The organism is Methanospirillum sp. (genome assembly GCF_028679455.1).
Classification (GTDB): Archaea; Halobacteriota; Methanomicrobia; order Methanomicrobiales; family Methanospirillaceae; genus Methanospirillum.
Genome location: NZ_JAJRBM010000312.1, coordinates 1 through 26,796, shown reverse-complemented (window position 1 = coordinate 26,796; position 26,796 = coordinate 1). Strand labels below are relative to the sequence as shown.

At 49.4% G+C, this 26,796-nt stretch carries 29 protein-coding genes and 1 pseudogene; 19 read left to right on the top strand and 11 right to left on the bottom strand.

Annotation, left to right across the window (positions count from 1 at the left end):
* The 9 genes from LUQ50_RS10870 to argH form a co-directional block, all read right to left on the bottom strand.
* A partial coding sequence (locus tag LUQ50_RS10870) for a DUF2070 family protein (RefSeq protein WP_300039856.1) occupies positions 1-1,672 on the bottom strand: 1,672 nt, incomplete at its 3' end.
* A gap of 15 nt (positions 1,673-1,687) precedes the next feature.
* Positions 1,688-2,590 carry a carbohydrate kinase family protein gene (locus LUQ50_RS10865; protein ID WP_300039855.1) on the bottom strand — a complete coding sequence of 301 codons (903 nt, stop codon included), beginning with the start codon at positions 2,588-2,590 and terminating at the stop codon, positions 1,688-1,690.
* Complete coding sequence (locus LUQ50_RS10860) at positions 2,587-2,925, bottom strand: DUF555 domain-containing protein (protein ID WP_300039854.1); 339 nt, start codon at positions 2,923-2,925, stop codon at positions 2,587-2,589. The genes LUQ50_RS10865 and LUQ50_RS10860 overlap by 4 nt, the downstream gene beginning before the upstream one ends.
* 42 nt (positions 2,926-2,967) lie before the next feature.
* Complete coding sequence (locus LUQ50_RS10855) at positions 2,968-3,495, bottom strand: nitroreductase family protein (protein ID WP_300039853.1); 528 nt, start codon at positions 3,493-3,495, stop codon at positions 2,968-2,970.
* The gene (locus LUQ50_RS10850) at positions 3,482-3,838 is read right to left on the bottom strand and encodes a hypothetical protein (RefSeq protein ID WP_300039852.1); all 357 of its coding nucleotides are present in this window, start codon (positions 3,836-3,838) and stop codon (positions 3,482-3,484) included. Before LUQ50_RS10850 ends, LUQ50_RS10855 begins: the two co-directional genes overlap by 14 nt.
* Positions 3,839-3,907: 69 nt before the next feature.
* Positions 3,908-4,243: a DUF5350 domain-containing protein gene (locus LUQ50_RS10845; RefSeq protein WP_300039851.1), complete on the bottom strand. Its 336-nt coding sequence runs from the start codon at positions 4,241-4,243 to the stop codon at positions 3,908-3,910.
* Between the two features lie 78 nt (positions 4,244-4,321).
* Positions 4,322-6,310: a Glu-tRNA(Gln) amidotransferase subunit GatE gene (gatE, locus tag LUQ50_RS10840; protein ID WP_300039850.1), complete on the bottom strand. Its 1,989-nt coding sequence runs from the start codon at positions 6,308-6,310 to the stop codon at positions 4,322-4,324.
* Positions 6,307-7,551: a Glu-tRNA(Gln) amidotransferase subunit GatD gene (gatD, locus tag LUQ50_RS10835; RefSeq protein WP_300039849.1), complete on the bottom strand. Its 1,245-nt coding sequence runs from the start codon at positions 7,549-7,551 to the stop codon at positions 6,307-6,309. The genes gatE and gatD overlap by 4 nt, the downstream gene beginning before the upstream one ends.
* Entirely contained in the window at positions 7,548-9,029 is a 1,482-nt protein-coding gene (gene argH, locus LUQ50_RS10830) for an argininosuccinate lyase (RefSeq protein ID WP_300039857.1), read from the bottom strand. The genes gatD and argH overlap by 4 nt, the downstream gene beginning before the upstream one ends.
* Positions 9,030-9,404: 375 nt before the next feature.
* On the opposite strand from argH, the gene LUQ50_RS10825 reads away from it, so the two are divergent.
* The 14 genes from LUQ50_RS10825 to LUQ50_RS10760 all read left to right on the top strand — a co-directional run bounded on the left by LUQ50_RS10825 (position 9,405) and on the right by LUQ50_RS10760 (position 20,693).
* Positions 9,405-10,475: an ABC transporter substrate-binding protein gene (locus tag LUQ50_RS10825; RefSeq protein WP_300039848.1), complete on the top strand. Its 1,071-nt coding sequence runs from the start codon at positions 9,405-9,407 to the stop codon at positions 10,473-10,475.
* Positions 10,476-10,625: 150 nt separating this feature from the next.
* Positions 10,626-11,414, top strand: a complete 789-nt coding sequence (locus LUQ50_RS10820) for an ABC transporter permease (protein ID WP_300039847.1) — start codon at positions 10,626-10,628, stop codon at positions 11,412-11,414.
* Positions 11,414-12,181: an ABC transporter ATP-binding protein gene (locus LUQ50_RS10815; RefSeq protein ID WP_300039846.1), complete on the top strand. Its 768-nt coding sequence runs from the start codon at positions 11,414-11,416 to the stop codon at positions 12,179-12,181. Before LUQ50_RS10820 ends, LUQ50_RS10815 begins: the two co-directional genes overlap by 1 nt.
* A 53-nt stretch (positions 12,182-12,234) precedes the next feature.
* Positions 12,235-12,747 carry a 50S ribosomal protein L16 gene (locus LUQ50_RS10810; RefSeq protein WP_300039845.1) on the top strand — a complete coding sequence of 171 codons (513 nt, stop codon included), beginning with the start codon at positions 12,235-12,237 and terminating at the stop codon, positions 12,745-12,747.
* A gap of 114 nt (positions 12,748-12,861) precedes the next feature.
* Entirely contained in the window at positions 12,862-13,701 is an 840-nt protein-coding gene (locus LUQ50_RS10805; protein WP_300039844.1) for a fumarate hydratase, read from the top strand.
* Entirely contained in the window at positions 13,698-14,282 is a 585-nt protein-coding gene (locus LUQ50_RS10800; RefSeq protein ID WP_300039843.1) for a FumA C-terminus/TtdB family hydratase beta subunit, read from the top strand. The genes LUQ50_RS10805 and LUQ50_RS10800 overlap by 4 nt, the downstream gene beginning before the upstream one ends.
* Complete coding sequence (locus LUQ50_RS10795) at positions 14,279-14,551, top strand: ferredoxin family protein (RefSeq protein WP_300039842.1); 273 nt, start codon at positions 14,279-14,281, stop codon at positions 14,549-14,551. Before LUQ50_RS10800 ends, LUQ50_RS10795 begins: the two co-directional genes overlap by 4 nt.
* Entirely contained in the window at positions 14,548-15,663 is a 1,116-nt protein-coding gene (locus LUQ50_RS10790) for a 2-oxoacid:acceptor oxidoreductase subunit alpha (protein ID WP_300039841.1), read from the top strand. The genes LUQ50_RS10795 and LUQ50_RS10790 overlap by 4 nt, the downstream gene beginning before the upstream one ends.
* Positions 15,660-16,448, top strand: coding sequence for a 2-oxoacid:ferredoxin oxidoreductase subunit beta (locus LUQ50_RS10785; protein WP_300039840.1), 789 nt, complete (start codon positions 15,660-15,662; stop codon positions 16,446-16,448). Before LUQ50_RS10790 ends, LUQ50_RS10785 begins: the two co-directional genes overlap by 4 nt.
* Positions 16,438-16,971, top strand: a complete 534-nt coding sequence (locus tag LUQ50_RS10780) for a 2-oxoacid:acceptor oxidoreductase family protein (RefSeq protein WP_300039839.1) — start codon at positions 16,438-16,440, stop codon at positions 16,969-16,971. The genes LUQ50_RS10785 and LUQ50_RS10780 overlap by 11 nt, the downstream gene beginning before the upstream one ends.
* A gap of 12 nt (positions 16,972-16,983) precedes the next feature.
* On the top strand, positions 16,984-18,069 hold the full coding sequence (locus LUQ50_RS10775) for a succinate--CoA ligase subunit beta (RefSeq protein ID WP_300039838.1): 1,086 nt from the start codon (positions 16,984-16,986) through the stop codon (positions 18,067-18,069).
* Positions 18,066-18,932: a succinate--CoA ligase subunit alpha gene (gene sucD / locus LUQ50_RS10770; RefSeq protein WP_300039837.1), complete on the top strand. Its 867-nt coding sequence runs from the start codon at positions 18,066-18,068 to the stop codon at positions 18,930-18,932. Before LUQ50_RS10775 ends, sucD begins: the two co-directional genes overlap by 4 nt.
* Before the next feature lie 6 nt (positions 18,933-18,938).
* A complete protein-coding gene (locus tag LUQ50_RS10765) occupies positions 18,939-19,928 on the top strand; it encodes a zinc ribbon domain-containing protein (RefSeq protein ID WP_300039836.1) in 990 nt (329 codons plus the stop codon).
* A gap of 6 nt (positions 19,929-19,934) precedes the next feature.
* Positions 19,935-20,693 carry a heparan-alpha-glucosaminide N-acetyltransferase gene (locus tag LUQ50_RS10760; protein WP_300039835.1) on the top strand — a complete coding sequence of 253 codons (759 nt, stop codon included), beginning with the start codon at positions 19,935-19,937 and terminating at the stop codon, positions 20,691-20,693.
* A gap of 25 nt (positions 20,694-20,718) precedes the next feature.
* On the opposite strand, the gene LUQ50_RS10755 is transcribed toward LUQ50_RS10760, so the two are convergent.
* Together LUQ50_RS10755 and ade are read right to left on the bottom strand one after the other, a co-directional pair.
* Positions 20,719-21,477, bottom strand: coding sequence for a tetratricopeptide repeat protein (locus LUQ50_RS10755; RefSeq protein WP_300039834.1), 759 nt, complete (start codon positions 21,475-21,477; stop codon positions 20,719-20,721).
* Between the two features lie 64 nt (positions 21,478-21,541).
* Positions 21,542-23,209, bottom strand: coding sequence for an adenine deaminase (gene ade / locus LUQ50_RS10750; RefSeq protein ID WP_300039833.1), 1,668 nt, complete (start codon positions 23,207-23,209; stop codon positions 21,542-21,544).
* Between the two features lie 252 nt (positions 23,210-23,461).
* Here ade and LUQ50_RS10745 point away from each other — a divergent pair, with 252 nt between their 5' ends.
* From LUQ50_RS10745 to LUQ50_RS10725, 5 genes and pseudogenes are all read left to right on the top strand, one after another.
* Positions 23,462-24,361: a hypothetical protein gene (locus LUQ50_RS10745; protein WP_300039832.1), complete on the top strand. Its 900-nt coding sequence runs from the start codon at positions 23,462-23,464 to the stop codon at positions 24,359-24,361.
* 8 nt (positions 24,362-24,369) lie between these two features.
* On the top strand, positions 24,370-24,849 hold the full coding sequence (locus LUQ50_RS10740; protein WP_300039831.1) for a flagellin: 480 nt from the start codon (positions 24,370-24,372) through the stop codon (positions 24,847-24,849).
* Positions 24,850-24,864: 15 nt separating this feature from the next.
* The gene (locus tag LUQ50_RS10735; RefSeq protein WP_300039830.1) at positions 24,865-25,353 is read left to right on the top strand and encodes a hypothetical protein; all 489 of its coding nucleotides are present in this window, start codon (positions 24,865-24,867) and stop codon (positions 25,351-25,353) included.
* Positions 25,354-25,410: 57 nt separating this feature from the next.
* Positions 25,411-26,178 carry an ATPase domain-containing protein gene (locus LUQ50_RS10730; RefSeq protein ID WP_300039829.1) on the top strand — a complete coding sequence of 256 codons (768 nt, stop codon included), beginning with the start codon at positions 25,411-25,413 and terminating at the stop codon, positions 26,176-26,178.
* Between the two features lie 2 nt (positions 26,179-26,180).
* A pseudogene (locus LUQ50_RS10725) lies at positions 26,181-26,796 on the top strand (secretion system protein E); the annotation flags it as partial.

The window sequence follows — 26,796 nt, the reverse complement described above, 5'->3', positions numbered from 1 at the left end:
TATAGACCAGTATCGTGTTCACAATGCTCGCCAGTTGTGCAATGGAATCTGATCCAAAGATAACTACTCCTTCGCATGATGCAGTACTCCCTGCTGCTTCTGCAGGTGAAAGATCTTCCAGAGCCCGGGTCACCCCGTCGTCGATGTATGGCATCAGTGCAGCCGGAGGTACCCTCATACCGACCGGGTTTTTCCCTGATATGGTGTTCACCACATGGGTGTCAGTGGTCATGATCTCTGCCTCATCAACCATGGTAAGCACTTCATCCCTGATCTCTTCCCGTGCTCCTGAAGCCATGTTGTTCCCGTCAAGCAGAAGATATGCAGTTTTCTGTCCACTGACCTCGCAGATCAGAACCTGAAGCCCGATATCCCCAATCCCTGCATCCCTTCCAAAAGGGAGCGGAACATGGGCATATCCGATCGAAAGTGTCGAAGTCCGGGTGACTCCCCACTGTTCAAACGCATGGCATGCAGCGGTGAAGTACTCATGGGCAGTCCTGGTTCCGGGCCTGATAGATGCAATCTCATCACCGATACAGTTATGCGCATCAACGAACCCGATATGTGGAGTCATCCGGTGTCCTTCACAGAGGATTGCATGCCCGATACAGAAGTCAAGGTCTTCGGTCTTATCAGGAGAACGAGTGCTCACCATAAGGAGGGCATCATTGATCCGCTGGTAAAGCAGGGAGACTGATCCTTCGGTGATCCGGGTTGACCTGCAGGCAACCCCGGTGTATTCAAGATCATCTCTGGTCTTGTTTACTGCATCAACAAGTTTCTGGATCTCTGATTCTGATACCAGGTTGAAATCGTGTGTCGCGCATCCGTGTGCGACCATCACCTCTTCTCTGAATTGTTCACGCAGAATCGCAGGAAGGTTGCCCCCACCAATCTCTCCCATCGGTCCGGGATGCACATTCGGTATTGTGAAGATGAGATCCTGTTTTCCCGCGCGTCTGAAGAAGATACTCACCTGGGGGACGAATGCTTCCTCACCGATTCCCCGGAAAAACTCCTCCATGCTCCGGGAGCCGTCGGTCAAATGGGCGATGAAAGCGTTGAGAAACTCGAGTCCCCTGATTTTGAATGCGCGATACAGAGGTCTGTCAATCAGCCAGATCAGAACACCAAACCCTGTGCCGAAGAGAAGAAACAGGACCGGGGCAAGGACCTTAAAAGGTTCGGGAAAAATGAGCAGTCCACCGACATATCCGGCAAGACTCTGGATAAGAGCAGGAACAATAACCCGGGGCATCCGGTAATCAGCGATTGAGACCAGGATTAAAAGTCTGAGTCCGAAGATAAACCCGAGTGATATCGCAAATATGAGCGCAAGAAACTCCCTTAGTGCGATAAGACCTATCAGGGTGATCAGCGCCGAGAAGAGTGTGCATGAAACCGCGAGAAGTGCACTTCGGTTCCATGTCATCTGCTTCCCGATGATGGTGATCAGAGGCCGGGTTGTTATGAGTGCCACGAGACCGGGTGTGATAAAACAAAGGATTCCGAAAAATCGGTATTGAGGAGAGAGGCGCCATGATATTGCCTCGATAAGAAGCCCAAGCAGGACCAGAATAAGGATTGACTTTGGCCATCCCGGGGCGGTGAAGATGTACCGGGACATCGATTCTATCTTGACTGCACTCTCGGTTCTCCCCTGTTGCATCTTCCCTCCTCTTGTTCAGGCTCTTCGGCTTTCCGCTGGGGTAGGAAGTGATCCGAACTGTTGAGTATAACGGAGCTGCATCCGAGCCTGATCTGCCAGAGAAGTCTGACATCCGGCAGATTCGACCACGTAAGATGCAGTTACGGTCCCGATCTTTGCTGAAGTGACTGCATCATACCCTTGGGCATATGCAGTAAGAAAACCTGCACGAAATCCGTCTCCAGCTCCGGTAGGGTCACGGCAGGGGACCGGCACTGCCGGGATTCTGGTTGTAGTATCTGCCTGTGTGATCAAAGAACCTTCACCACCCCGTGTCTCGATTGCGATTGGAACACGACTGATCAGATTATTACGTGAGATCCCAAGTGTTTTGCACATCCCGTCATACTCATGCTGGTTTGCAATCAGGATATCGATGGTATCCAGGATCGCCTCCAGGTGCTCTTTGGTATACCGGTGAAGATCCTGACCAGGATCAAAACTTGCAAATGCTGCCTGCTCAGCAACCCTGACATTAAATTCAGGATCTGCGGTTGCCATATGAACAAAATTAAGAGTCGGGGCTGCTGCAGTCTCAAATATTTTTGATGCTCCCCACTCAAAGAAGGTCATCTGTGCTCCCTGCGGATCCGTAAACATAAATGCAGTAGCGGTGTTTGCTTCAGGAACTACGAAAAAACGCTTTTGTATCCTGAGTTGATCCATCCACCTGTCATATTCACTACCGGCAAAGTCACCCCCGACCGCGCTGATCAGAGCAACTGATCCCCCTAATACCGCAATACCTGCTGCAATGTTTGCAGCTCCGCCACCAAAGAATATCTTTCGCTGTAGTATTCCGGTTGAAGCATTCGGGCTGGGCAGGTGAGAGACCTGGCAGATATGATCTACTGCGGTATGGCCGACGACCTCTATCATAACTCCTGCACTTCCACGATCTCGAGTGGGACATCGCGAAGTGCTTTACCGACAACTGACTTCGCAATTCTCCCTGCATGTTCTGATGAATCTGCTTTGAAGACCTTCATCTCCATCCGCATTCCCACGAGTGCAGTCCGTGCAATGAGCAATGCGCAGGGAAGTTCTTCATCGCAGGAAGGGCAGGCGATTACTCCTGCCTCGACATCCACAAACTTTGCAGTAGGGTTAAGTCTCTTTCCTGCTTCACTGATCGCGATTCCGATTGCATCATCAACTGACCTGACGTCCTTGATGACCCATGCCGATTCCAGCACTACCAGATAATCTGTCATGTATCTCCCAATGGTGGATGGGTTCCCGGCATGGAAGACCGGTTACCATTCATCCTGGTGAATATGTTCCTGCACATCTCTGCGTACAGGGGATATCGCTGCCTCTGCACCATATCCGAGGGTAAGAAGGGTAACCGGACGGATATGGGTGGGAAGTTTGAGAATATCCCGCACCTGTTCGTCGTCAAATCCTCCGGTCCAACAGGTAGCAAGACCAGCGGCCTGCGCACCAAGCATCAGATACGTTGCAACAATGGTTGCTTCTTCAAGTGCATACAGAATCCCCCGTTCACTGTACCGTGCCATGGATCTGACATAGTTTGCACAGACAACCAGTACGACCGGTGCATGTGCAATATGCTCCTGCTGAAGTGCAGCATCAGCAAGAAATTCCCGAACTGAAGGATCACGGACCACCACGATGTCCCATGATTCAACATTTCCTGCTGATGGGGCTTTCTCTCCCATCTTCAGGATGGTATCAAGAAGCTCAGGCTCTACTTCCCGGTCCTGATAACGCCTGACTGATCTTCGTGTCGACAGGAACTGCCCGAAATCAGATAAATTCATGTTTTTCCAGTTCCTTCCAGGAGTGCTGCGCTACGGTGGTTGCAGCACTGATTGATGTCCCGATCTGTCTGACTGCACCGTCACAATCACTCCCCTCAACAAGGCTTATGGCGATGTTCAGAGCATCGATAGCGCGCTGAAAATCCTGCAGACCCGTTGACCTGAGTGCGAACTGGAGTTCCATTCTGACTGCTTCGAGACATTGCTGGACAATTTTCCTGCCGCCTGCCCGTTCTGCGTCTTTCAGACCGGACAGGACGGTAATCAGTTGTGAAGCGATCATGAGTTCTGATTTGGATCGCTCACCATACTGAAATGCAGAAACTGCGAGTTTCTTATCCATAGTACTTACTGTCCTGCAGACTTAATTTAGCCTGCCAGTGGCAGGAAAAAAAGAGTTCAGATATTCAGGTTATTTGGAACGGGTCTTTGGTCCGAGCATTGAGACCTTTGGCCGGGTGATCCGACGGCGGGCTGCCATAGTCCTGAGATCCTGTGGCTGACCCGGGCCTCCACGTCCTCCGCGGCCACCACGTCCCCGTGATGGTGAACGTCCACCTGGTGCCGGTCTTCCATCACGTCCCCGTCCACGGCTTGCGTTCCGCTCAAGTTTCTTGATGGTAGCCTGTGTTTTGAACCGTTGATTTGGCCCGGGTTTTTTATTCGCTGCTTCCTTCCGGGGAACGAGTCTGATCTGACCCTTGCTCCCTTTTACCTGGTTCCATTCTGTAGTGCCTGTCTTGCCCATTCAGATCACCTATGAAATGCCTATACTATTGCTGGTTCTCATCAATTAAAGGTTATTCATACTTCCCTGTTACATGAATTACGAGGTCAGGACCTTGGCGATGGCTTCCTGGAGTGCCTGACTGACTGCTTTTCCATCCACCGAACCCCTGACTTCCTTCATGACAACACCCATCAGGGGTCCTGCAGCGGCAGCTCCCCGCTCCCTGACAAACTCAGCCCGCTCTTCAACGATCCTCATCACTATTGCATGAAGATCCGATGTAGATATTGCAGGAGCAAAGGTGGCAAGGGCGTTAGTGAGGCTTACTCCTGTTGCAAGAGCAGTCAATAATTCTGGCATCGCTTCCTTCGCTGCTTTTCCTTCCTGGATAGCATCAAGAATTTCTCGAATCGGCAAATTTGAGAATGCTTGAGCCGTTTGCTTTTGAAGATCTTTGATAGGTGAGTTAGCTAATGCTTGAGTTGTTTGCTTTTGAAGATCTTTGATAGGTGAGTTAGCTAATGCTTGAGTTGTTTGCTTTTGAAAATCTCTGATAGGTGAGTTGGCTAAATTATCCACAAATTTTCTTTGAACATCTAGAAGACACGAATTATATGCTCGCTCGGCGAGGCTTGGTTTTATTCCCGCTGCTACTGCTTCTTCGAATGCTTGTGAATGGTCAGAGTATGCAAGTTGGCGAGCAACTTCTCTAGTAAAATTATAGTCCTGCATGTACCGGTCGATACGATCACTGAGTAGTTCAGGGAGGGTAAGCCCTGCCCAGTGTTCACTGGTAACCCTGACCGGAAGCACGTCGGTCTCGGGGTACATACGCGCGGCACCGGGGAGGGGTCGCATATATGCAGTTGAGCCTTCCTCAAGCATCTTGCGGGTCTCCTTGGGGATTCCCTCAAATGCCATATTTGCCCGTCTGATGATCTGCTTCATCGCACATCTGCACCGTTCGGGAGTATCTGCCACAATAATTACGCAGTCACTCTCACCTGCCGAAAGTGCCGTTTTCAGTGCAGTAACCTCTTCAATAGTGACTCCGTATGCAGGCAGTTCATCGGTATGGAACAACCCCCCGACTCCGCATTTTTTTGCGTAGTCAGACATTTCGCTCCCGAGACGTCTCCCTGGCTGAATCTCTCTTCCTACGAGGCCGGCAAACTGATTGAGTCTGATGGCTAGGATCATCTTTGCCTTCTTCAGGATCTTGCTCCCGCTCTCTTTGAAGAGATGCGTCACTTCAACGGGTTCGGTCTCGACCGATGCACCTCTGGCAATGAGTTCATCCTTAATCGTAAGGAGTTCGACCTGACGTCTTACTTCACGCCTGACCACCTCGGCAAGAAGATCCAGTTCCTGGACCCCTTTGATCTCAACTCTGCCTCCTTCACGGATTGAGACATTGACATCCTGCCTGATCGTCCCGATACCCCGCTTGACCCGTCCGGTCGAACGCAGGTACATCCCGATAAGTGCTGCAGTCTCCTGAACCATTTCAGGGGTGTGAAGACAAGGTGCGGTGGTGATCTCGATTAAAGGAATGCCCAGCCGGTCAAGTGAAAAATTTGCATCCTCAAGACGCTGCGCCGCTTCTTCTTCAATGCAGACCGTCTCGATAACTGCCCCGGTTGGGAGACTCCCCTGCATGGCAACGAGGGCAGTCCGTTGAAATCCTGATGTGTTGGATCCATCGATCACAAGTTTTCGCATCGTATGGATCTCGGGAACCGGAGACATTCCGGTAAGTTTCGCGATGGTAAGCACGATATCGAGTGCTTCAGAATTGAGCGGTGTCGGTGGCTCTTCATCGTTCTCGACCAGACAGGTGGTGTCGTACTGCAGGTACCGGAATCGTCGCACCTGCATCATCTCTTCCTCAGCTGCGCGGTCAAGTTCTCCGAGTTCTGAGCGGGTTGCCCGCAGGTACCGGAAATATTCTCCGGTGGCATCTTCTGCTTCTCTGATGGTGGTAGGACACCGACAGAAGAGTTTGGAAGCGGTGTTGAGCTGCTGATGGATCTCGATACCTGCGATGAGCCCGAGCCCTGCGTAATCGGTTGGGGACCGGGTCATTGGAGTGACCTCCGGTCAATCTCTCCAACCAGATTTTGTGTCAGCATCTCCCGCGCATTTTCTGGTGATGAAGCATTTCCAAGCACCCACATGAGTTTCACGAGTGCAACCTCGGGAAGCATATCCTCGCCTTCGATTACTCCGCATGAAAGGAGGTCCCTCCCGGTATCATACACCCGGTCACAGACCCTTCCATGCAGACACTGTGAGGTCATCACTACGATGACTCCGTTGTTGATCAGGTTGGCAAGTCGCTGAATAAACCGGCTGCTTACATGACCGAGCCCGGTTCCTGCAAGAATAATTCCTTTGTATCCTGTGTATGCCGAAAGAATTTCCGGATCCATTCCTGGATAATAATAGATCAGACCACACCGTTCCTCAAGACGATCTGCCAGTGCAAGAGTCCGGCTACCCCGTAGTATGGCATCATCAGTCAGAGATACTGAAAGGTCAGGATATGAGACTGTCCCGATTGGCAGGAGTCCATGGCTCTGAAATGCATCCCGGCGTGAGGTGTGCATCTTCCTGACCCGGGTACCCCGATGAATTGCACAGGCATCATCGCTGGTGTTTGCATGCATTACCACAACGACCTCACCGAGATCAGACACTGCTGCCTTTGCAGCACAAAGGCCATTCATCAGATTGTCACTGCTGGGACGATCTGCTGATCGCTGGGAGCCGACAAAGACGATCGGTACCGGTGTCTGAACCATGAAACTGACCGCAGCTGCGCTATATGCCATGGTATCGGTTCCATGGGTGACGATGATACCTGTTGCACCATCCTTGATCTCATCATGGATTGCCCTGGCGAGTTGCTGCCAGATTACAGGGGTCATATTCTCTGAGAGAATATTGCAGAGTTGTATTGCCCTGAATCTGGCAATAGAGGAGAGACCTGGAATTGCATGCAGAATATCTGTTGCCCTGAACTGGCTGGTGACTGCGCCGGTCCGGTAGTCGATCCTGCTTGCAATCGTACCCCCGGTTGAGACGATGGTAACGGGGGGGAGCTGCTGGTTCTGCGTAACCTCGGCAGGCTCGGGGGCCTCCTGAGTGCCCGGCCTGGAAATGAATGAACAGTCACCGAATGGAACCCCGATATTGTATCCGGATCCTAGTTTTATTACTGCCATCCCATCCCTGCTGGTAATGAACGAACCTTCAGCCTGTGCGGCTCCCACTGTACATCTGACCTGATCTCCGGTCTCAAATGCGCTTTCCTGTGTACTCATAAATCTGCTATCCTTTTTGCTTCTCTGATTAATCCGGCAATTGATTCTTCAACTGTGGTTTCTCTCTGGAGGAGTGCTGCTTCATCATCCGAAAGTACCTGTTCCCGCATCTTTATCGCATCTTTTATAGCAGCAGGTGCAGGACCTCCTACTGCACTCCTTATGGCAACCCCGGTGGCAGGCTCCAACGCCTTATCTATTATTTTCTGGGTCAGGCCACGTGAGGTGAGGCTGCTCCCGGTAACCTCAACAGCCGCGTCATCAAGCGTTCTTATGGTCATCTCCCCTTCCCGTACCGCGTGACCGACAATATGATGAGCAGTCCTGAATGGGAGATCATATTGACGTACCAGTTGATCAGCGAGCTCTGTTGCTGTTGAGAATCCCTTCCCCGCTTCTTCACTCATTCGATCCGTGTCAAACCGTGCAGTCCGGATCATTCCTGCAAGGAGATCGATGTCGCGCCTGATCCCGGTAATACCTCTCCAGAGGTGAGGATTGAGATCCTGAAGGTCACGGTTGTATGACATCGGAAGTCCTTTAGTGATGGTAATCGCAGATACGAATTCTCCGAGAAGACTCCCTGCACGTGACCTCAAAATCTCAGCAACATCCGGGTTTTTCTTCTGTGGCATAATTGAACTGGTCGAACAGTAGATCTCATTCAGATCCACGAACTTCACAAACGCTGAACTCCAGATGACCAGTTCCTCACAGAACCGGGAGAGGGTGGTAAGCAGCAAAGTGTCTGCAGCCAGCACTTCTGCAGCGGTATCACGCCCCGCAACCGCGTCCATGGTATTCAGGACAAGGCCGTCAAAACCGAGCATGTCCGCGGTCATCTTCCGGTCAATGGGGTACCCGGTTGAAGCAAAAGCAGCAGCCCCGAGGGGAGAGAGGTTGACCCGTGAAAGGGAATCATACAGGCGGGAAAAATCTCGTCCAAAGGCCTGTTCATATGCAAGGAGATGATGGGCAAGGGTGGTTGGCTGGGCATGCTGGAGATGGGTAAACCCGGGCATGATGGTATCGGTACATTCACGTGCCCTGTTCATAAGGACCCGACGAAGTCTGATTATTGCATGAAGTTGTTCAAAGACTTCGTTTCGTGTTTTTATTCTGATGCAGGTTGCGACTTCATCATTTCGGGATCTCCCAATATGGAGTCTCCCGCCTGCTTCAGGCCCGGCTTTCCGGGTTAAGCCTGACTCGATCCCTGCATGAATATCTTCATACTGTTCATCGAACGCGTCATCAGGAACTCCTTCCTGAAACATCGTGAGCAGGGGCTTCATCAGCGTCGATGCGATCTCCTGCGGTACAATGTTCTGCCTGGCAAGCATCAGGAGGTGTGCCATATCCACCAGCAGATCTGGCTCTGCTATAAACCGATCTGCTTCCATAGACGAGAGAAAAGACTCAATATCCTGTGTCCGCTCCCCGCTGAGACGCCCCTGCCTGATAACATCTTTCATCAGGTACGTCTCCCGCTATGATTGTACCAATGCTTCACTCGTCTGGCAATCTCTGAAGCGCTTTGGTAATGATGATAATCTACCATAAAATGCCTGATATCCTTCCTTACATTACGCCATCCGTACTTCAAATTAGTTATCGTATCGTTTTGAGACCTGAAGATTTCATATTGGTATTCGAGGTATGAGATGAATCGAAATTTTTGTGAGTTGGTTACGTGTCAGATTTGATACATCAGGCAGCATCATATTCACTCTCTGGCTAACAATGTCTTCAAAATATGCCCTTTTTGTATTAATTATCTTGAATAACCGGAGATCAGAGCGACCATTTTAAGTCTCTGTCCATCTCAGAATTCTGATACAGGAGTGTATGATATGAAGCGAACATTCGCCCGTCTTGTGGTTCTTGCCCTGATGGCAGGAATGGTATTTCTCTGTGGCTGTACTTCTGCCCCGCAGAAATCTGAATCCGCAGCAAAGGAGACATCCGCTCCGGTAAAAGCTGATACGACTACTGCGCCTGTCAAATCTGCTCAAACCGGACCAAAAACAGTTATCAACATTGGGTATCAGCCCAGTACCCATCAGATGGCCTTCATGACCGCGTACAGTAAAGGCATGTACAATGAGACCCTCGCCGCCGCAGGTATTAAGGAAGTAAAGCCGTTCAACTTCCCGACAGGTGCCCCGGAGATGCAGGCCATGCTTGCTGGTGATCTTGATTTCGCTTATGTTGGTTCTGCTCCGTTTGTAACAGCGGTAGCAACCGGTCTTGATGCAAAGATCATCGGTGCAGTCCAGACCCAGGGTTCTGATCTGGTACTCAGGACTGGTCTGAACTATACCAAACCTGCTGACCTGAAAGGTCTCAAGATCGCGACCTTCCCTGCCGGCACGATTCAGGATACGATCCTTCGTACCTGGCTGAAGAAACAGGGACTTGATGACACGAAAGATGTGGAAATTCTGGCAATGGGTCCGGGAGATGCAACCACCGCGATCATTGCCGGAAAGGTAGACGCAGTGTTCCTGCCTGCACCATCACCGACAACGGTTGAGGAAGCAGGGGCAGGGAAGATTATTGTCCACTCCGGGGAGATGGAGGCAGATCATGCCTGCTGTGTCCTTGTAGCAAGTGGCGATATGATCCGTAACCATCCTGATATCGTGCAGGATGTTCTCTCGATTCATCAGAAGGCAACCGAATATAACAAACAGAACACAGCTGAGGCAGCCGGGTATATGGCATCCCTAACCGGGATGAACGCATCCACTATTACGCGCTCCCTAAAAGAATGGGATGGTCACTGGGTTGCAGATCCGACCATCATCACCAAGTCAGTTACCGGGTATGCTTCAGAGCAGCAGGCTCTCGGATACATCAAGAAATCCGTGAGTGAATCTGATCTCTTTGATACCAGTTTCTGGAAGAAGATTGGTCAGTAATTTGATCCGGGTTTACCGGCACTGATGTCATCGGACATTCATCTGCCAGTGACCCATACTTTTTCCTATTCTTTTCTGCAACATGTTGTAACATATTCCCGAAATTAGTATTGCTGAGTTGCGGTTACATCAAATAATTGAGATAATGCTATGGATACAAATACAACATCCGGGAAGCGGTCTCCACTATGGCTGGCGATCTCACTCGCCGCTGCAATTATCGTATGGCAGATTATTGCAGATTTTGTGGTCAGAAACAAGTTTATTCTTCCCTCCTGTTCTGACACCTTTGCTGCCCTCATCCAACTCTATGCCGGGGGTGTACTCTGGGAGGATATCTGGGTTAGTCTGATGCACTATGCTATTGGCCTGATTCTTGCGCTTGCAGTAGGGGTGCCACTCGGTATCTGTATCGGATGGTTTGACCGGATTAATCAACTGCTTGATCCCCTGATTGAGATCATCCGGCCAATCCCTCCGCTTGCCTGGATTCCTTTTGCTATTGTCTGGTTCGGCCTCACGGATTTTTCTGCAGGTTTTGTCATCTTTATCGGATCGGTTTTTCCTATCCTTATCAACACGTATGAAGGGTTCAGGAGTGTTCCCCGCGTATTTGTCGAGGCAGGCCGGATGCTTGGTTGCACCAGCAGCATATCACTGATCAGGTACATCGCCTTACCTGCTGCGTTACCTCACCTGGCTGCCGGATTTCGGATAGCATCAGGTGTTGCATGGATGTGCCTGGTTGCAGCCGAGATGTTCGGGGTCTCCCGGTTTGGACTTGGTCAGAAGATCTGGTGGTATTACAATCTTCATCAGATGGATAGCGTCCTGGTCTACATGCTTCTTCTGGGCTTCATCGGTCTGTTTATTGATTACCTCTTCAGGTATAGCATGGATCGGACCCTTCTGCGGTGGCGTGTTGGAGAGGTGAACTGATGGGAAGTGTTGCAATATCAGACGTCACCCGGCTTTTTACCCGGGATGACGGAGCACAGGTCCAGGCAATTGGCGGGGTCAGTCTCTCCATCGCCGATGATGAATTTGTCTCTTTTGTCGGGCCTTCCGGATGCGGAAAGACAACTCTCCTGCGTATCATCGCGGGCCTCGATCAGGCAAGTTCCGGAGAAGTGCTGGTTGACGGGAATCGGATTACAGGTCCGAACCCAAAAGTGGGGATGGTCTTTCAGGAGTACTCCCTTTTTCCCTGGCGCACGATTCTGGATAATGTCGCATTTGGTCCTGAAATGCGTGGTATGTCCAGAAAAGGGCGGTATGATCTTGCGCGCAGATATATATCTCTTGTTGGACTTGATCAATTTGAGAAGAGTTATCCTTTTGAGTTGTCAGGAGGAATGCGACAACGGGTAGCGATTGCCCGTGCCCTTGCAAATGATCCTGATCTGCTCCTGATGGATGAGCCATTTGGTGCACTTGATGCCCAGACTCGTAACAAGATGCAGTCTGAGTTGCTTGATATCTGGGATCGATCAAAAAAGACTATTCTTTTTGTTACCCATAGTGTAGATGAGGCAGTCTATCTCTCTGATCGAATCGTAGTCATGAGTTCACGTCCCGGACAGATTCGTAAAGTCATTGAGGTGACGATTCCCAGGCCTCGGGATCGTACTGCTGCAGAGTTTGGGACACTCAGGCGTGATGTACTAGGTCTCATTGATGAACAGTCCCTGCAGGCAAATGATTAATAGGAAATTTGTCCACTTACTAAAGCACATATACCACTGAGGAGATACGTCCGATGGTCAGAAAGCCCAACTGCATGTACAGGAAACTCGCAAAAAAGGCCTATACCCGTAAGGAATATATGGGTGGTGTCCCGGGAATCAAGGTTGTCCAGTTCGATATGGGTAACCTTACCGCCGAGTTTCCAATGTCAGTCCACTTAATTGTGGACGAAAGCTGCCAGATACGCCACTCTGCTCTTGAGGCAGCGCGTATGAGCATTAACAGGAAGCTGAACAAGGAGCTGGGTAGGAGCAACTACCACCTGAAACTGCGCACCTATCCGCACCATGTCCTGCGTGAGAACAAACAGGCAACCGGTGCAGGAGCAGACCGTGTTTCTCAGGGAATGCGGCTCGCGTTTGGAAAAGCAGTCGGAACCGCAGCACGTGTCATTCCGGGCCAGAAGATTTACACCTGCTATGCAAACCCGCAGAGTGTTGAGAAGGTCAAGGATGCACTCCGCCACGGTGGCCACAAACTTCCGTCCCCGACTCACCTTGAGATCGATATCAAGGACGAAGCCTGAATAATATTCATAAACCGGCCGGTCATGATTGAGGCCGGTTTCTTTTCTCTTTGTTCTCTCTTGTAACAGTTCAAATGGTCAATGGTTAAATACTGATCAGGAGGACTCGTATTCATGTCTTCGCCGGATAATACTATTCTTTTTGACCGTATTGCGGCGGCAACTGCCAAAGCTATCAGCATTGCTGAGATTACGCTGCCTCCTGATGTTCTCGGTCGTATCATGGCGGCATCCAGGGAAGAAACAAGCCCGGTTGCCCGCCGTGAACTCATGCATATTCTTGAAAATATTCGTCTTGCAGAGGAGCGTCAGGCTCCCATCTGTCAGGATACCGGCATCCCTGTCATTTACCTCACGCTCCCCCCCCATATTCCGTATACTCCTGCAATCACCGAAGCAGTTCACCGGGGGATTATGGATGCAACGGAACAGATCCCGCTCAGGCCCAATCTTGTTGATCCGATCAGCAGACATAATACCGGGACGAATACCGGCCTCGATATGCCTGCAGTCCATATACTTCCCGGTGAGAAACTGCTGGTAACCGTGCTTCCCAAAGGAGCTGGTTCAGAGAATGTTTCGCGTCTGAAGATGTTTACTCCGACGGAGAAGGATCGGATCCCTGAGTTCGTGGTTGAGACTGCTCTCCTTGCAGGGGGAAGACCCTGTCCTCCGATTATTCTCGGAGTAGGCATCGGTGGAACTTTTGACGGAGCCGCTGCACTTGCCAAAGAAGCGCTTCTGAAACCTATCGATCAGATGACTCCGCAAGAGGATGAGATCTGTTCCCGGGTGAATGATCTGGGCATTGGTCCGATGGGACTGGGCGGGAAGATCACCTGCCTTGGGGTGAAGATAAAGACTGCCGGATGTCACACCGCGTCACTGCCGGTTGCAGTAAATATTCAATGCTGGGCTGCACGCCGGGCAACCGTCGAGGTGTCTCTCTCATGATAAACGCTACCGAAAGTACCCCGCTTGATCTGAAGACCCCGCTTGGCAATGAGATCCTTTCGTTACATGCCGGTGATCTGGTAACCCTCTCTGGTAGTGTCTATACTGCCCGTGATGAAGCCCACATCAGAATGAAAGAGGATGGGATTCCTTTTGATCCAGATGGTGCAGTTGTGTATCATTGTGGTCCGGTTGTACAGAACAACCGGATCGTCGTAGCAGGACCGACAACTTCTGCACGGATGAATTCCCTCACCGGATTTATCCTCGATGCCGGAGTGAAAGGGATCATCGGGAAAGGCGGGATGTCTTCTGTTGTCCGCGAACAACTGAGAGGACGTGCCGTGTACCTGGCGTTTACCGGAGGATGTGCAAATCTTGCCGCAGCCCGGATGGATCTCGAGGGCGTTTTCTATGAAGATCTTGGCATGGCTGAAGCAGTCTGGCAGATCAAACTTGATCATCTTCCCCTGGTTGTAGCCATGGATGCACATGGAGGCGACCTCTTTGCTGCTGTTGAACAGTCTGCACATGAAGTATTTCAGCGTTCATATCCAACTGGTACGGGAACCCGACGATGAAACTCGATATTGACGAGTCCCGGTGCAAGGGGTGCAATCTTTGCACGATGGTCTGCCCGTACCGGATCTATCAGCCGGGAACTGCACCTAATCGCAGAGGTATCTATGTACCTCATCTGGATCAACCTGAGCGATGTCCGAATGCCCGGCTTCAGCAGATTTATGGCCGGAGATTATGTGGTGTCTGTGCGTTGATCTGCCCGGATCAGGCGATCAGGTGGGAGAAGGAGAAGCCCTATGAACCTCATAACGTGGTGATCGAGTATTGACCAGACTTGAGTTTATGCAGGGAAATGTAGCCTGTGCAGAGGGAGCTCTCGCTGCAGGCTGTACGTTCTTTGCCGGATACCCGATCACACCTTCAACTGAAGTGGCAGAGCATATGGCAGCAAAATTGCCAAAAAGAAAGGGCTGCTTCATTCAGATGGAGGATGAGATCGCAAGTATGGCTGCGATCATCGGTGCTGCCTGGACCGGGGTAAGAGCCATGACTGCGACATCCGGCCCTGGTTTTTCATTAATGATGGAAAACATCGGATACGCCGTGATGTCCGAAACTCCCTGTGTGCTCATTAATGTGCAGCGTGGCGGTCCTTCTACCGGCCAACCAACCATGGCAGCACAGGGTGATATGATGCAGGTGCGCTTTGGTTCTCATGGTGATTTCAGCATCATTGCCCTTGCTCCATCAACGGTTCAGGAATGTTTTGAACTGACAGCCAAGGCCTTCAACCTCGCTGATCAATTCAGGTGCCCGGTTTTTTTGATGGCCGATGAGGTTATCGGTCATATGCGTGAGCGGATCACCATCCCTGACAGTGTTCAGATCGTCAGGCCTAAACCACTCCAGGAGGGTATGCTCCCGTTTGCTCCTGAAGATGATCTGATCCCAGGGTTTGCAGCATTTGGAACCGGCCGGAAGATACCGGTAACCGGTCTGACCCATAATGAGAAGGGATATCCAGACTCAACAAACCCGGCCAGGCATGAAAGCCTGGTCCGCAGGCTTGTCGATAAAATAGAAACCGTTCGTCACTCAATTGCAGATTATGAGATAGTCAACGAGGAAGCCGAGTATGTCTTTGTATGCTATGGGTCTCCGGTCAGAACTGTGCAGGAGGTTGTCCAGCGTGCAAAGACACCGGGCACCGGATATCTGCATCTCAGGATGATATGGCCATTCCCTGAACAACTCCTGAGCAGGTTCCCGAATGTGAAGGCGTTCATTGTTCCTGAACTGAATCTTGGCATGATCTCTCGTGAAGTGGAACGCCATGTATGTGTCCCTGTGATATCAGCAGGGAAGATTGGTGGAGAACTTCATGCCCCTGATGAACTCGTTGCGATCGTGGAACAACTCCGATCCGGAGGTTGTCCATGAGAGATGACTGGCTCCGTGCTGACAGGCTTCCTCATATCTATTGCGCTGGTTGTGGGAACGGTACGATTATGAACTGCGTGCTCGAAGCAGTGGATCAGCTCGGCTGGAATATGGATGAAACCGTCTTTGTATCAGGGATTGGATGTTCATCACGTGCTCCCGGTTACATTAGAACCGACTCACTTCATACTACTCATGGACGGGCACTTGCGTTTGCAACCGGGGTGAAGATGGCCAATCCATCCCTGCATGTCTTGGTCTTCACCGGTGATGGTGACCTGTCAGCAATCGGGGGGAATCATTTCATTCATGCGTGCAGGAGAAACATCGATCTCACGGTCGTATGCATGAATAACTATATTTATGGCATGACCGGAGGGCAGGGAAGTCCTACCACCCCGATTGGAAAAACATCAACGACAACACCGTACGGTGCTGCAGAGATGCCGTTTGATCTTGCAGAACTTGCGGTAGCTGCCGGCGCAAATTATGTGGCCAGATGGACCTCGTATCATGTCACGGAACTGACCAAAGCAGTGGTGGCAGGGATTCAGACACCTGGCTTTTCTTTCATCGAGGTCAGGTGTCAGTGCCCTACCTCGTATGGTCGCCGGAATAAGTACCGCCAGCCTGGAGATTTCATCACCTACCTCCGTGAGAGTGCTGTCCTGAAGGATCGGTGGGACCGGAGTTCAGCAGGAGAAGAACTCCCTTCTGAAAAATTCCTTATCGGTGAGTTTGTCCGGAGAAGCAGGCCTGCAATGGGGGTTCCTGATGAGGCATGAGGTCAGGTTCTCTGGATTTGGTGGCCAGGGGATCATCCTGAGTGCGGTCATCTTAGGGAGGGCCGCTGCCCTCTATGACAACCGGTACGCGGTTCAGACCCAGGTATATGGTCCTGAAGCAAGAGGGGGGGCATCGATGAGTCAGGTAATTATTGATGATGAACCTATCCTTTTCCCGAAAGTAAAAAAACCAAATCTTTTCGTTATCATGAGCCAGGAAGGATTTGAGAAGTACGGGAAAACTGCGAGCCCTGATGCAACAATGCTCATTGATTCTGGTCTGGTTCATGACCGGCCAGAATGCATCTGCATTGAGATACCAGCAACCCGGGAAGCGAAAACACAACTTGGCCGTGATATCGTTGCAAATATTATCATGCTTGGTAGTCTGGTTGCTGCGACCGGTGTCGTGTCTGCACAAGCACTGGAACAAGCGATTCTTGCAAGTGTTCCAAAGGGAACTGAAGAGTTAAATCTGAAAGCTATGCGTCTGGGGTTTGCGCTGGCTGTCCCTGAAGCGTGAGGAGTTACGTGGATGAAGTTACTGGAGTATGAAGCGAAAGAGATCCTGAAAGAAGCAGGGATTCCGGTTCCCAAAGGAATTCTGATCCGTGCCGGTGATGATGCATGTGCCGGAGCAGCGCAGGTAGGGGATCTGGTGGTGGTCAAAGCACAGGTTGATGTGGGTGGCCGTGGAAAAGCAGGTGGAATTCTGATGGCTGATTCATCAACCGTGCAGGATACCGCGGATCGCCTGCTCAGTTCATGTATCAAGGATGTCCCGGTTCATGCTGTTCTTATCGAAGAGCGGATCGCAATTGAGCATGAGTACTACCTTTCCATCTCGATCGATCGCTCATCTGGATCACCGCTTATCCTCTTTACTGCGAGTGGAGGGGTTGAGATTGAAGAGGTTGCCAGAACCAATCCTGAAGCAATACGCAGGTCAACTGTTCATCCGCTTCTCTCTGATGTTCCCGGCTATACGATCCGCTATCTTCTGAATGGTGCACCCAAAGAACTTGGGCCGGTAATCAACCGCCTATATCAGGTTTTCAGATCCCGGGATGCATTATTGGCAGAGATCAATCCGTTAGTTACCACCCCTGCTGGTGTGTATGCTGCTGATGCCAAGATTATTGTTGATGATAATGCCCTTGCCAGACAGGGGATCTCGGAGAACCGGGATCTTACTGATCGGGAACGAAAAGCAGAAGAGCATGGTTTTTCTTTCGTTGAACTCGATGGCTCCATCGGAGTGATCGGCAATGGTGCCGGTCTTACGATGGCAACTGTTGATCTGATTACGGTTCTTGGAGGTCGTCCGGCTAACTTCCTGGATGTTGGTGGGGGAGCTGACCGGGTGCGGGTTGCTCATGCAGTCAGGCTCCTGGGTTCAATGCCGGGAGTATCTGTAATCATTGTCAACCTTCTCGGGGGAATCACCCGTTGCGATGAAGTTGCTGCTGGTATCATCGAAGCAGGAGTAAGCCAGCAGGTGATCGTCAGACTTGCAGGAACCAATGAAGAGGAAGGAAGATCGATGCTCAACAAGCATGGCTATCGGATGCTGGATACCATGGAAGAGGCAGTGGCTGCTGCGGTGGAGGTAGCCCGATGATCTATGCAGATCGCAATACCCGGGTAATCGTGCAGGGTGCAACCGGAAACCAGGGTTCATTTCATATCGGCAGGATGAACCAGTATGCCCAGTCAGTTGGTGGTTGTGGTGTCGTTGCCGGTGTAACTCCCGGGAAGGGCGGGAAAGAATCTGGTGGAGTCCCGGTTTATAACAGCGTAAAAGAAGCTGCTGATGCTCATGATGCAACCGCCAGTGTCATGTTCGTTCCCGGAGCTGCTGCAGGAGACTCGATCATGGAGGCAGCAGATGCCGGACTTGAACTGGTGATCGCAATTACTGAACATATTCCGGTCCATGATGTGATGAAAGCGTGTGCATATGCCCGGATGCGGGACTGCACCGTCATTGGCCCGAACTGTCCTGGTCTTCTCTGCCCTGGAGAGATCAGCATGGGAATCATGCCGTCACATCTCTACACCCGCGGGGAGGTCGGGGTTATCTCCCGGAGTGGAACTCTTACCTACGAAGTTGTCCATGAACTGACGAGAGCAGGTATCGGGCAGAGCAGTGTTGTAGGAATTGGCGGTGATCCGGTGATCGGTCAGACTTTTGCAGAGGTAATTGACAGATTTTCTGAGGATCCCCAGACCAAAGCCGTGGTACTGCTTGGTGAACTTGGAGGGAATCTTGAAGAGGAAGGAGCACGAATGGCTGACCTGCCAGTAGTGGTTTTCATAGCCGGGACATCTGCTCCTCCTGAAAAACGAATGGGACATGCAGGAGCTATCGTATCTGGTGGCGAAGGGGATGCAAACTCAAAAATACGGAGACTCAAAGCTCTGGGTATTCCGGTTGCATCCCGACTCTCCGAGATACCCGGCCTGATCAAAGAGATGGTGTAAGAAGGTATGTCAATTCTTGATAACATTAAAGGAGCCAGGAGTGGTGAAGACGGGGACAGTGGTGGTAAGTTCAATCCGTTTAAACTGCTTGAGATTGGTGAGATCATGGCCCGGTATACAGACGGGATCAGGATCAAGGATTTTGTTTTCCTTGCAGTTCTTACGAGTGAACGCCTGATTCTGATCGATAGTGCACGACAGGGTTCCGGACAGATTACCAAGGAGATCCCGTTTTCGGTTATAAAAGAGGCGGAACTTGAGCGTGATGAGCGGGACCGCCCGACACTGGCTATCTCGATGGAGGTTGGCGGACAGCACCGGGTAATGCGGCTTGTCTTCACCGGTCTGATCAATGAACCTGACACCGAGTGTCGGGAATGGTTTACTGCTATCAATGGGTATCCTCCAGAGCGGGCGGAACCACCTGAGATCAGACTTGATGAACCAGTTCCCTCCCCCTCACCAGAACCCCAGCGGTCATATTTTGATCCTGAAAAATCCAGGCAACCAGTACCTCCGCCGGTTCAACCGGTGTATGTGCCCGCTCCGGTAATGCAATCCCCTTCAACTCCTTCCGTTACTCCCAATCTCCAGACACCTGTTCCCAGTCAGCCTGTACCAGTGGTCACCGCTCCTCCTGTAGAGGAGATCAGAACGGTACAACAGCCGGTTCAGCCACCCACCCCGGCTTATATTCCAGTCAAAGCATCAGATCCAGTCCAACCGGAAATCCCCCGGGTTGCTCCCATGCCCTCTGTCCCCCCGGCTACCAGTATTCCCCCTGATGCCAGGAAAAAAGTTCCTGCAACCCGGATTCAGGATGGTTCAATCAGAATCCTTATTGAAAAACCAGATCTCTCTCCGGTCAGGATTTTCCCATCTTCCCGGGGAGAAACGCAACGAAGCGTTCCATCATGGAAATACTGTATTCAGTGTGGAACACGTATCCCATCACAGTCGCGATTCTGTCAGGCCTGTGGCAGTCAGCAGACCTGAACACGAATGTTAGAACCAGTCCCTGGGCGTATCAGATATACCGAGCTTGATGCACTTCGGGGAATCGCTATCGTGATGATGGTACTGTTCCACCTTGTTTTTGATCTTTCATTCTTTTCTTTATTTCAGGTTGATACAAATCACGGATTTTGGCGGATTTTTGGGTATGCGACAGCATCTTTGTTTGTATTGATTGCAGGTGCAGCGGTTGCACTTCGTGCAGGAAGAATCCCTTCTACTACCAGAGGAGTTGCTGTTATGCTTCCATTTATGAAGAGGGGACTTCTTCTGATTGGTGTTGGGTTTTTGGTCACCGTTGGGACGTATCTCTTTCTGGCCGGAAACGGATATGTGCTCTTTGGCATTTTGCATTTGATTGGAGCATCAACGATCCTTGCCCCGTTATTCTTCAGGCTGGAGAAAAAAGTAATAATTCCGGGAGTATTGATCGTCCTGGCAGGTTGGTTACTAACCATACCTTTTGGGCCGGTTTACCTGTTATGGATAGGTATTCATCCTCCTGGATATTATTCAGTTGATTATACTCCGCTCATTCCCTGGTTTGGAGTATTTCTTATTGGTATGGCCTGGGGTTTCTGGTGGTACCCGAATGGTTCCCGATCATTTCGGGTATCCCCATGGTGCGAAAAAATACTTCGCATCCCCGCTTTACCTGGCAGGCACTCTCTACTGATATATCTACTCCATCAACCCATTTTGTTAGTGTTACTCTCACTGGCATTCGGAAAGATACCTGGTATCTGAACCTGCGATTCAAAAAAAGAGAAATTTATCTTTTAAGTATTATAATTCCTGAAGCAATCAGCAGTGAGAGAACAATAGTAACTCCCTGAAGGGGTGTTTTCGCTCCTTTGGTAGTTGATTGAGTGGATGATGTGATATTAGAAAGGTTTCTCTCTACCGCTTCAAGACGGTCTTTAGCCATAGTAAGATTCTGATCCAGTTTTATTGCCTGCTTCAGTACCGCTGCAGCTCCCGAAAGATTCCCGGTTTTTTCATACGCGGTTCCCAGATAATACCATCCGATTCCGGATTCCGGATCAAAAGAAGTGGCATTCTCAAAGGCCTTTGCAGCACCGGCATAATCATTCTTTTCATATCTGACCACACCAATATTCCGCCAGGCAACGGTCATATTCGGACGAAGACTGATCGCCTTCTCATAGGCAGCAAGTTCCTGGCTGGTATTTCCCTGCATTCCAAAGGTATATCCCAGGTTATACCATCCATCTGCATCTCTGGGATTGAGACGGGTTGCCTGTTCTAATGCCTGTTGTGCTTCTGCATATTTTTTCTGTGCCGTAAGGCTCAAACCGAGATTATTCCATGCATCAGACAAATCAGGGTTCATTTCAACCGCAATCCGATACTCGCGGGTTGCATTGTCCGAGAGACCGAAACTGTAGTACGCGTTACCCATGAGATAATGTTCGTCAGCAGACTTCTCTGAAGTATTGGCAGCCCATACCGGGCTGGTGAACAGGAAGACCCATATACTGATAAAGAAAAGCAGCGTTATTCTGCGCATAAATACCTGTATAAAATTGAAGTGAATGGGGATAAGGATGATGGGATTATTACATGGTATACATTTATTCGTGTTCCTCATCTGTAAACAAAGAAACATGTGCAAAAGCACTACTGTCAAACACTCCTTTGGGCGTTACCCGAAGAGATGGGATCACTGTCAGTGAGAGAAATGAGAGATACATGAATGGATCAGCAATCGATCCGGTCTTCATAATCTCCTGCTTCATCAGAGACATCTGATCATATACTCTCTCAAAGGGTTCTTCAGCCATCAGACCAGCACAGGTAAGGGGTAGCAGCGTTGTTCTGCCTTCTCGAATACATACCATCCCTCCCCGATTTTTAATAATCTCACGACATGCATGAATAATCTCTTCATCAGTTGTTCCAACTGCAATTACATGGTGTGAATCATGTGCAACGCTGCATCCGATAGCCCCTTTAGTCATCCGGAGGCCATGTACCAACCCGATACCAACGTTGCTGTCGTCATACCGGGAAGCTACCACAACTTTGAGGATGTCCTGATCAAGATCAGGTATCGCATTACCAAAAACGTCAAACGTGAGTGATTCAGTAGCGATCTGGCCCTCCATAATTCCGATCACCCTTGCCATTCCTTCTCCTGTGATCTGGATCTCTGATATTGATGGGATCCGGGACCTGAACTGATATTCACCGTGTCTGGGTGGGAGATAAACCAGATTAGTGATCTCTTTGCCCTTTTTGAAAGTTTTGATCACATTGCACGTACTCACATTATCAATTACACAGAAATCTGCCAGTCTCCCTGGAGCTAGGGCACCGCGATCATGCAGGCTGAATCGCTCTGCAGGTGACAGAGTTGCCATCCGATAGGCAAGTTCAGGCTCGAGCCCGTTAGCGATGGCCTTACGAATACAATCGTCGATATGTCCTGCTTCGATCAGCATATCAGCATGGCGGTCATCAGTGCAGAATGAACACCGATCAACGGTAGCAGCATTGACAACCGGAAGAAGGGCGGTCAGGTTATGTTCGGTGGAACCCTCTCTGAGATAGAGATACATTCCACTTTTGATCTTCTCCCATCCTTCTTCCGGAGAGATAGTCTCATGATCTGACTGGATACCTGCTGCAAGATATGCCTGAAGATCCGGACCGGTAAGAAATGGTGCATGACCGTCCCTGATTTGCATCAGGGTAAGTTTTTGCATGACATCAGGATCCTGATTCAGCACTCCGGGTATGTTCATCATCTCCCCCATGCCTAAAATCCCCTGGCGATCGATAAATCGGGAGAGACTTGTTGCATCCAGCACTTCTGCTGCTTCGTCGAGTGGAGTGGCAGGAACGCAGGATGGAATGGTAAATAATAGATCCAGGGGTGTATTATCCCTTGATGCAAGCATATATTCAATTCCTGCCATCCCACATACATTTGCTATCTCATGAGGATCTGCGATGATGGTGGTAGTGCCATGGGAGAGAACAAGCCGGGAAAATTCGGTTGGAATCAACAATGAACTTTCAATATGTACATGAGCGTCGATAAATCCGGGGACAACTGATAAACCCCTGAAATCCAGTTCATGCACACCCTGATATGATCCGGTGCCTGCAATCCTGCCGTTCTGGATTGCGAAATCAATCTTTTCCCATTCTTGTATAAACGGATTATAAACCTGAGCGTTTTTTATAACCAGATCTGCAGGCCTGTTTTTTCTGGCAACTTCAAGTATCGTTTTCATCTCATCCATCCCGAAGATATCTCAAGTTAAAAATAGATCATCTAGGTGGTTATGTCTTCAGATTGGTTTCAGAGTTCAATATCCTCTCTCATAGTATTTCGATAGTAGGTGATGCTCATGATACATCATGGTCTTTTACGACTTTTTTGGATTCGATAATAATCGTCTGGTTTGTGGAATTATTCGATTAAATTCATATTATTGGATGGGTCCGAAGCATTAAATATCTCAGATAGTAACAGATACATTACTATGGCAGTCAACCAGGCGCAGGTCGACAGCATCATCTCGTCAGCGTCTTCGGAAGATCCGGAGATCCAACTGCTTAAGTTGCGGGATGAAGTTGAGCTGCTCAAGACTTCTATCAAGCGCCTGCTCATAGACATTCGTGAACGAATGAACGATGCGGAAAATCCGCTTGTTCAGGCCCTCAAGGGTAACCCGGTTGAGTTTGTGGGGCAGCATGCTTCCTCACCAACTCCGATGGAGGGGTACATTGATGATTATGACGAGGAACCAGCGGTTGAGACGATATCGGAGAGCAGATCTATGAGTGATGAACCTGAAATTATGGAATCGGCGGGGAGCAGTGGGCCTGAAGATGGCGGGGGGCTGTCTTTGGGTAGTGGCGGGAATCAGATGGCAGGAGTATCTTCTGCTCTCTCTTCACTCGCTTCAGAAAAAGGAATGCTTGAAGCACTTCGGAATCAGTTATTTACTGAACCTGCTCATCATGATCAGACCAGACCTAAAAGGCCGCGTGAGAAGGTGAAGATTCAGAAAGTATTCAGTCTGTTTGAATGGACTTCCAGCAATGTGAAGCGATATGGACATGATCGGGTTGACCTTATGCTTGAATCATATAAAGAGATGGGGCATATCTCTGATGATCATTGTAAACAGGTCAAAGACATTGCGCGGTTAATGGCTCCATCAATTGGTGAAGTTCATGAGATGAAGGCTGATGAGTTTGTCCTGGCATTATATGAACTGAATCGTATTTTACAGCCTGAGGATCCCGGTCTTGATCGCGACATGCTAGATGTCCTTATCGAGAAGCGTAAGGTTTCTGTTCCAGCAGGAAGGCTTGAGGATGCAGAGAATCTCGGTGAGGATGATTCAGAGTTTGAGTATATTCCAACCCGTGAGTAATCTGAGTTATGTCCGGTGAAGCAATATCGTCGTCAATTCTCCTGATAGGGGCAGCGGTGGGGGCCGCTTTCCTCATCGCTGCGATATTGCCCGCTATTTTCTCGGCAGGGGATACCTTTGGGACTGTCGCTCATTCAGCTGATAGTAAGATGAAGACCGATTTTAGGATTGTAAATACCTATGCTTCGACGTCTCCTAATGTTACGGTCTGGATGAAGAATGTAGGTGCGAATCGTTTGTCAATCTATGATATTCAAAAGTCTGATATTTTTTACACAAAAAACACTGGACAAGTGACATCATTGACATATCCTGATGGGTTCGGCTATGCTCTGACGGATTCCTCAAATAATGGGTATTGGGATATCGGAGAAACACTTCAGGTGAGTGTTAAAAGCCCAACAATCACCGATGGCGATCAGATTTACTTCTCTTTCACGACTCCAAATGGTGTTCGCCGTACAACCACTTTCTCTACAAATGTCTGAAAGGAGTAATTTGGTGTGGTATCATCGCTGATAACCGGGGCTGCAACACTTCTGCTTATTTTAATTGGTGGATATGTTATTGCTACTGGGATTCTCACGATCGCTGAGACAACGATGAACTCCCAGATTGAGATGAGTGCAATCCAGGATTCATTGCATCAATCACAGTTCGTGATTGATTCAACCGTAGTGGGTTATGATAATTCAAACTGGTGGCTGGTTGTGGATCTGAATAATACAGGGAGTACGACCTATGGTGGATCGGATTATTCTCATATGGATCTTTTTGTCTACCAGGATGCAGTATCGGAGTCAAAAATTCTGACCCGGTATTCCTATAAAACAACCACACCTTCCTTTCAGTACTATCTTCCCAATGACAAGGTAAACCGGAATATGTGGGATCCGAGTGAAACACTGGAAATACGATTAAATAATTCAGTTATACCAAATTGGACCAAATTTGTTACTTCGAATGGGGTCACCGCTTCAACCAATCTGTGATATTTTAGGAATATCTATTAACGTCACTGCAGAGTAGTATTATTGGGGTATTCATATATGGCGGAACTTGATCTCTCAGCAAGTGAGAATCAGTCAGCAGACATCTCTGAGCTTCTTGGGAAGGAAGAGAAACGGATTCTGACGACTGGTAACGCAGAGATCGATAAAAAAATTGCAGACGGATTGCCACTTGGTTCCCTGATTCTCATTGAGGGTGAGAATGATACCGGAAAAAGTGTCTTTACCCAGCAGATTATCTCTGGAAGCATGCGAAATAACCTGCGGGTAGATCTCTTCTCAACAGAACTGACAACGAAGAGTTTTCTTACCCAGATGGAATCGATGTCTCTGGATATTTCTGATTTTTTTGCATGGGGATATATTCGTCTCTTTCACTGTCACCTTGTTGAGTTTAAGTGGACTCCTGATGCAATGAATGATATCCTTGAACGGATCATCATGCATGTCAAATTTAGTAATGCAGATGTTGCAATCATTGATTCACTCACGATATTTACCGAATATACAAGCCAGGAAGCAGTGCTGTCGTTTCTGACACAGGCCAAGAATATTTGTGATCATGGAAAGACCATCCTAATCACCATGCACAGTTATGCCTTCTCCGATGAAACCCTCACCCGGATCAGATCAATTTGTGATGCCCACCTTCTGCTGAAACGAAAACTGATGGGTGACAAATATGTCATGGTTCTTGAAGTGGTGAAAGTCAGAGGAGCACGCAAGACTACTGGTAATCTGGTTAGTTTCGAAGTACACCCCGGGTATGGGATGAAGATCATCCCGGTCTCTCTGGCAAAAGTCTGATCATGTCGAGACTGATAATCCAGGGGAAAGCCCCTTTTCAGGAGGCAGAGAGCCATGACACCGAAGAGTGTCTTATCAACCCGGAGTCCTGTGCACTTTTCCGGATGCTACCAGCAAATGCAAAGGAATATGCCAAAAATTATCCTCATTTGCTTGAATATCTCCATATCTTTCCAGTTGATGAATTTGGAATCCCTCTTTTCTTCTCAGAACTGAAGCGTGATCTGAGGAGTATTAAAGATCCCAATCTGATATATCCTGCAAAACCGCCAAATTTTATCCATATATTTTTTGATCCAAACGATGTAAGAAACTATTATATTCCGATAGAGCCATCGTTTCTTCATAATATCTCTACATTACTTCCGGCAATTGAGTACCGGCTGGTGGATCTTCTTGATGCTCTTGATGAAGATCCGGTTACTGCAGAAGAACGCACTGTGGTCCTTAAACGGTTACTCCGGCAGGTTCTTTACATAAAGAAGCCAGGTCAGGCAATCGATCCCTCGCTTCTTAAGATTGAAGGTCCACAGTCGTTTTCAGACAAGTTTAAGACATTTCTCTCAACCGATCTCACCGCGAAGGAAGAGCCTGGGGAGAGTCATCTGTTTGTTGATG

Excerpts from the sequence above, each read along its gene's own strand:
- LUQ50_RS10810 (WP_300039845.1), top strand. The coding sequence starts at position 12,235 with ATGGTCAGAAAGCCCAACTGCATGTACAGGAAACTCGCAAAAAAGGCC.
- LUQ50_RS10855 (WP_300039853.1), bottom strand. The coding sequence starts at position 3,495 with ATGAATTTATCTGATTTCGGGCAGTTCCTGTCGACACGAAGATCAGTC.
- sucD (WP_300039837.1), top strand. The coding sequence starts at position 18,066 with ATGATCTATGCAGATCGCAATACCCGGGTAATCGTGCAGGGTGCAACC.
- LUQ50_RS10745 (WP_300039832.1), top strand. The coding sequence starts at position 23,462 with ATGGCAGTCAACCAGGCGCAGGTCGACAGCATCATCTCGTCAGCGTCT.
- LUQ50_RS10730 (WP_300039829.1), top strand. The coding sequence starts at position 25,411 with ATGGCGGAACTTGATCTCTCAGCAAGTGAGAATCAGTCAGCAGACATC.
- ade (WP_300039833.1), bottom strand. The coding sequence starts at position 23,209 with ATGAAAACGATACTTGAAGTTGCCAGAAAAAACAGGCCTGCAGATCTG.
- gatE (WP_300039850.1), bottom strand. The coding sequence starts at position 6,310 with ATGACCCGGTCCCCAACCGATTACGCAGGGCTCGGGCTCATCGCAGGT.
- LUQ50_RS10760 (WP_300039835.1), top strand. The coding sequence starts at position 19,935 with ATGTTAGAACCAGTCCCTGGGCGTATCAGATATACCGAGCTTGATGCA.
- LUQ50_RS10785 (WP_300039840.1), top strand. The coding sequence starts at position 15,660 with ATGAGAGATGACTGGCTCCGTGCTGACAGGCTTCCTCATATCTATTGC.
- LUQ50_RS10805 (WP_300039844.1), top strand. The coding sequence starts at position 12,862 with ATGTCTTCGCCGGATAATACTATTCTTTTTGACCGTATTGCGGCGGCA.
- LUQ50_RS10820 (WP_300039847.1), top strand. The coding sequence starts at position 10,626 with ATGGATACAAATACAACATCCGGGAAGCGGTCTCCACTATGGCTGGCG.
- LUQ50_RS10795 (WP_300039842.1), top strand. The coding sequence starts at position 14,279 with ATGAAACTCGATATTGACGAGTCCCGGTGCAAGGGGTGCAATCTTTGC.
- LUQ50_RS10845 (WP_300039851.1), bottom strand. The coding sequence starts at position 4,243 with ATGGGCAAGACAGGCACTACAGAATGGAACCAGGTAAAAGGGAGCAAG.
- LUQ50_RS10825 (WP_300039848.1), top strand. The coding sequence starts at position 9,405 with ATGAAGCGAACATTCGCCCGTCTTGTGGTTCTTGCCCTGATGGCAGGA.
- LUQ50_RS10765 (WP_300039836.1), top strand. The coding sequence starts at position 18,939 with ATGTCAATTCTTGATAACATTAAAGGAGCCAGGAGTGGTGAAGACGGG.
- LUQ50_RS10865 (WP_300039855.1), bottom strand. The coding sequence starts at position 2,590 with ATGATAGAGGTCGTCGGCCATACCGCAGTAGATCATATCTGCCAGGTC.
- LUQ50_RS10815 (WP_300039846.1), top strand. The coding sequence starts at position 11,414 with ATGGGAAGTGTTGCAATATCAGACGTCACCCGGCTTTTTACCCGGGAT.
- LUQ50_RS10800 (WP_300039843.1), top strand. The coding sequence starts at position 13,698 with ATGATAAACGCTACCGAAAGTACCCCGCTTGATCTGAAGACCCCGCTT.
- LUQ50_RS10780 (WP_300039839.1), top strand. The coding sequence starts at position 16,438 with ATGAGGCATGAGGTCAGGTTCTCTGGATTTGGTGGCCAGGGGATCATC.
- LUQ50_RS10850 (WP_300039852.1), bottom strand. The coding sequence starts at position 3,838 with ATGGATAAGAAACTCGCAGTTTCTGCATTTCAGTATGGTGAGCGATCC.
- LUQ50_RS10775 (WP_300039838.1), top strand. The coding sequence starts at position 16,984 with ATGAAGTTACTGGAGTATGAAGCGAAAGAGATCCTGAAAGAAGCAGGG.
- LUQ50_RS10860 (WP_300039854.1), bottom strand. The coding sequence starts at position 2,925 with ATGACAGATTATCTGGTAGTGCTGGAATCGGCATGGGTCATCAAGGAC.
- LUQ50_RS10755 (WP_300039834.1), bottom strand. The coding sequence starts at position 21,477 with ATGCGCAGAATAACGCTGCTTTTCTTTATCAGTATATGGGTCTTCCTG.
- LUQ50_RS10740 (WP_300039831.1), top strand. The coding sequence starts at position 24,370 with ATGTCCGGTGAAGCAATATCGTCGTCAATTCTCCTGATAGGGGCAGCG.
- gatD (WP_300039849.1), bottom strand. The coding sequence starts at position 7,551 with ATGAGTACACAGGAAAGCGCATTTGAGACCGGAGATCAGGTCAGATGT.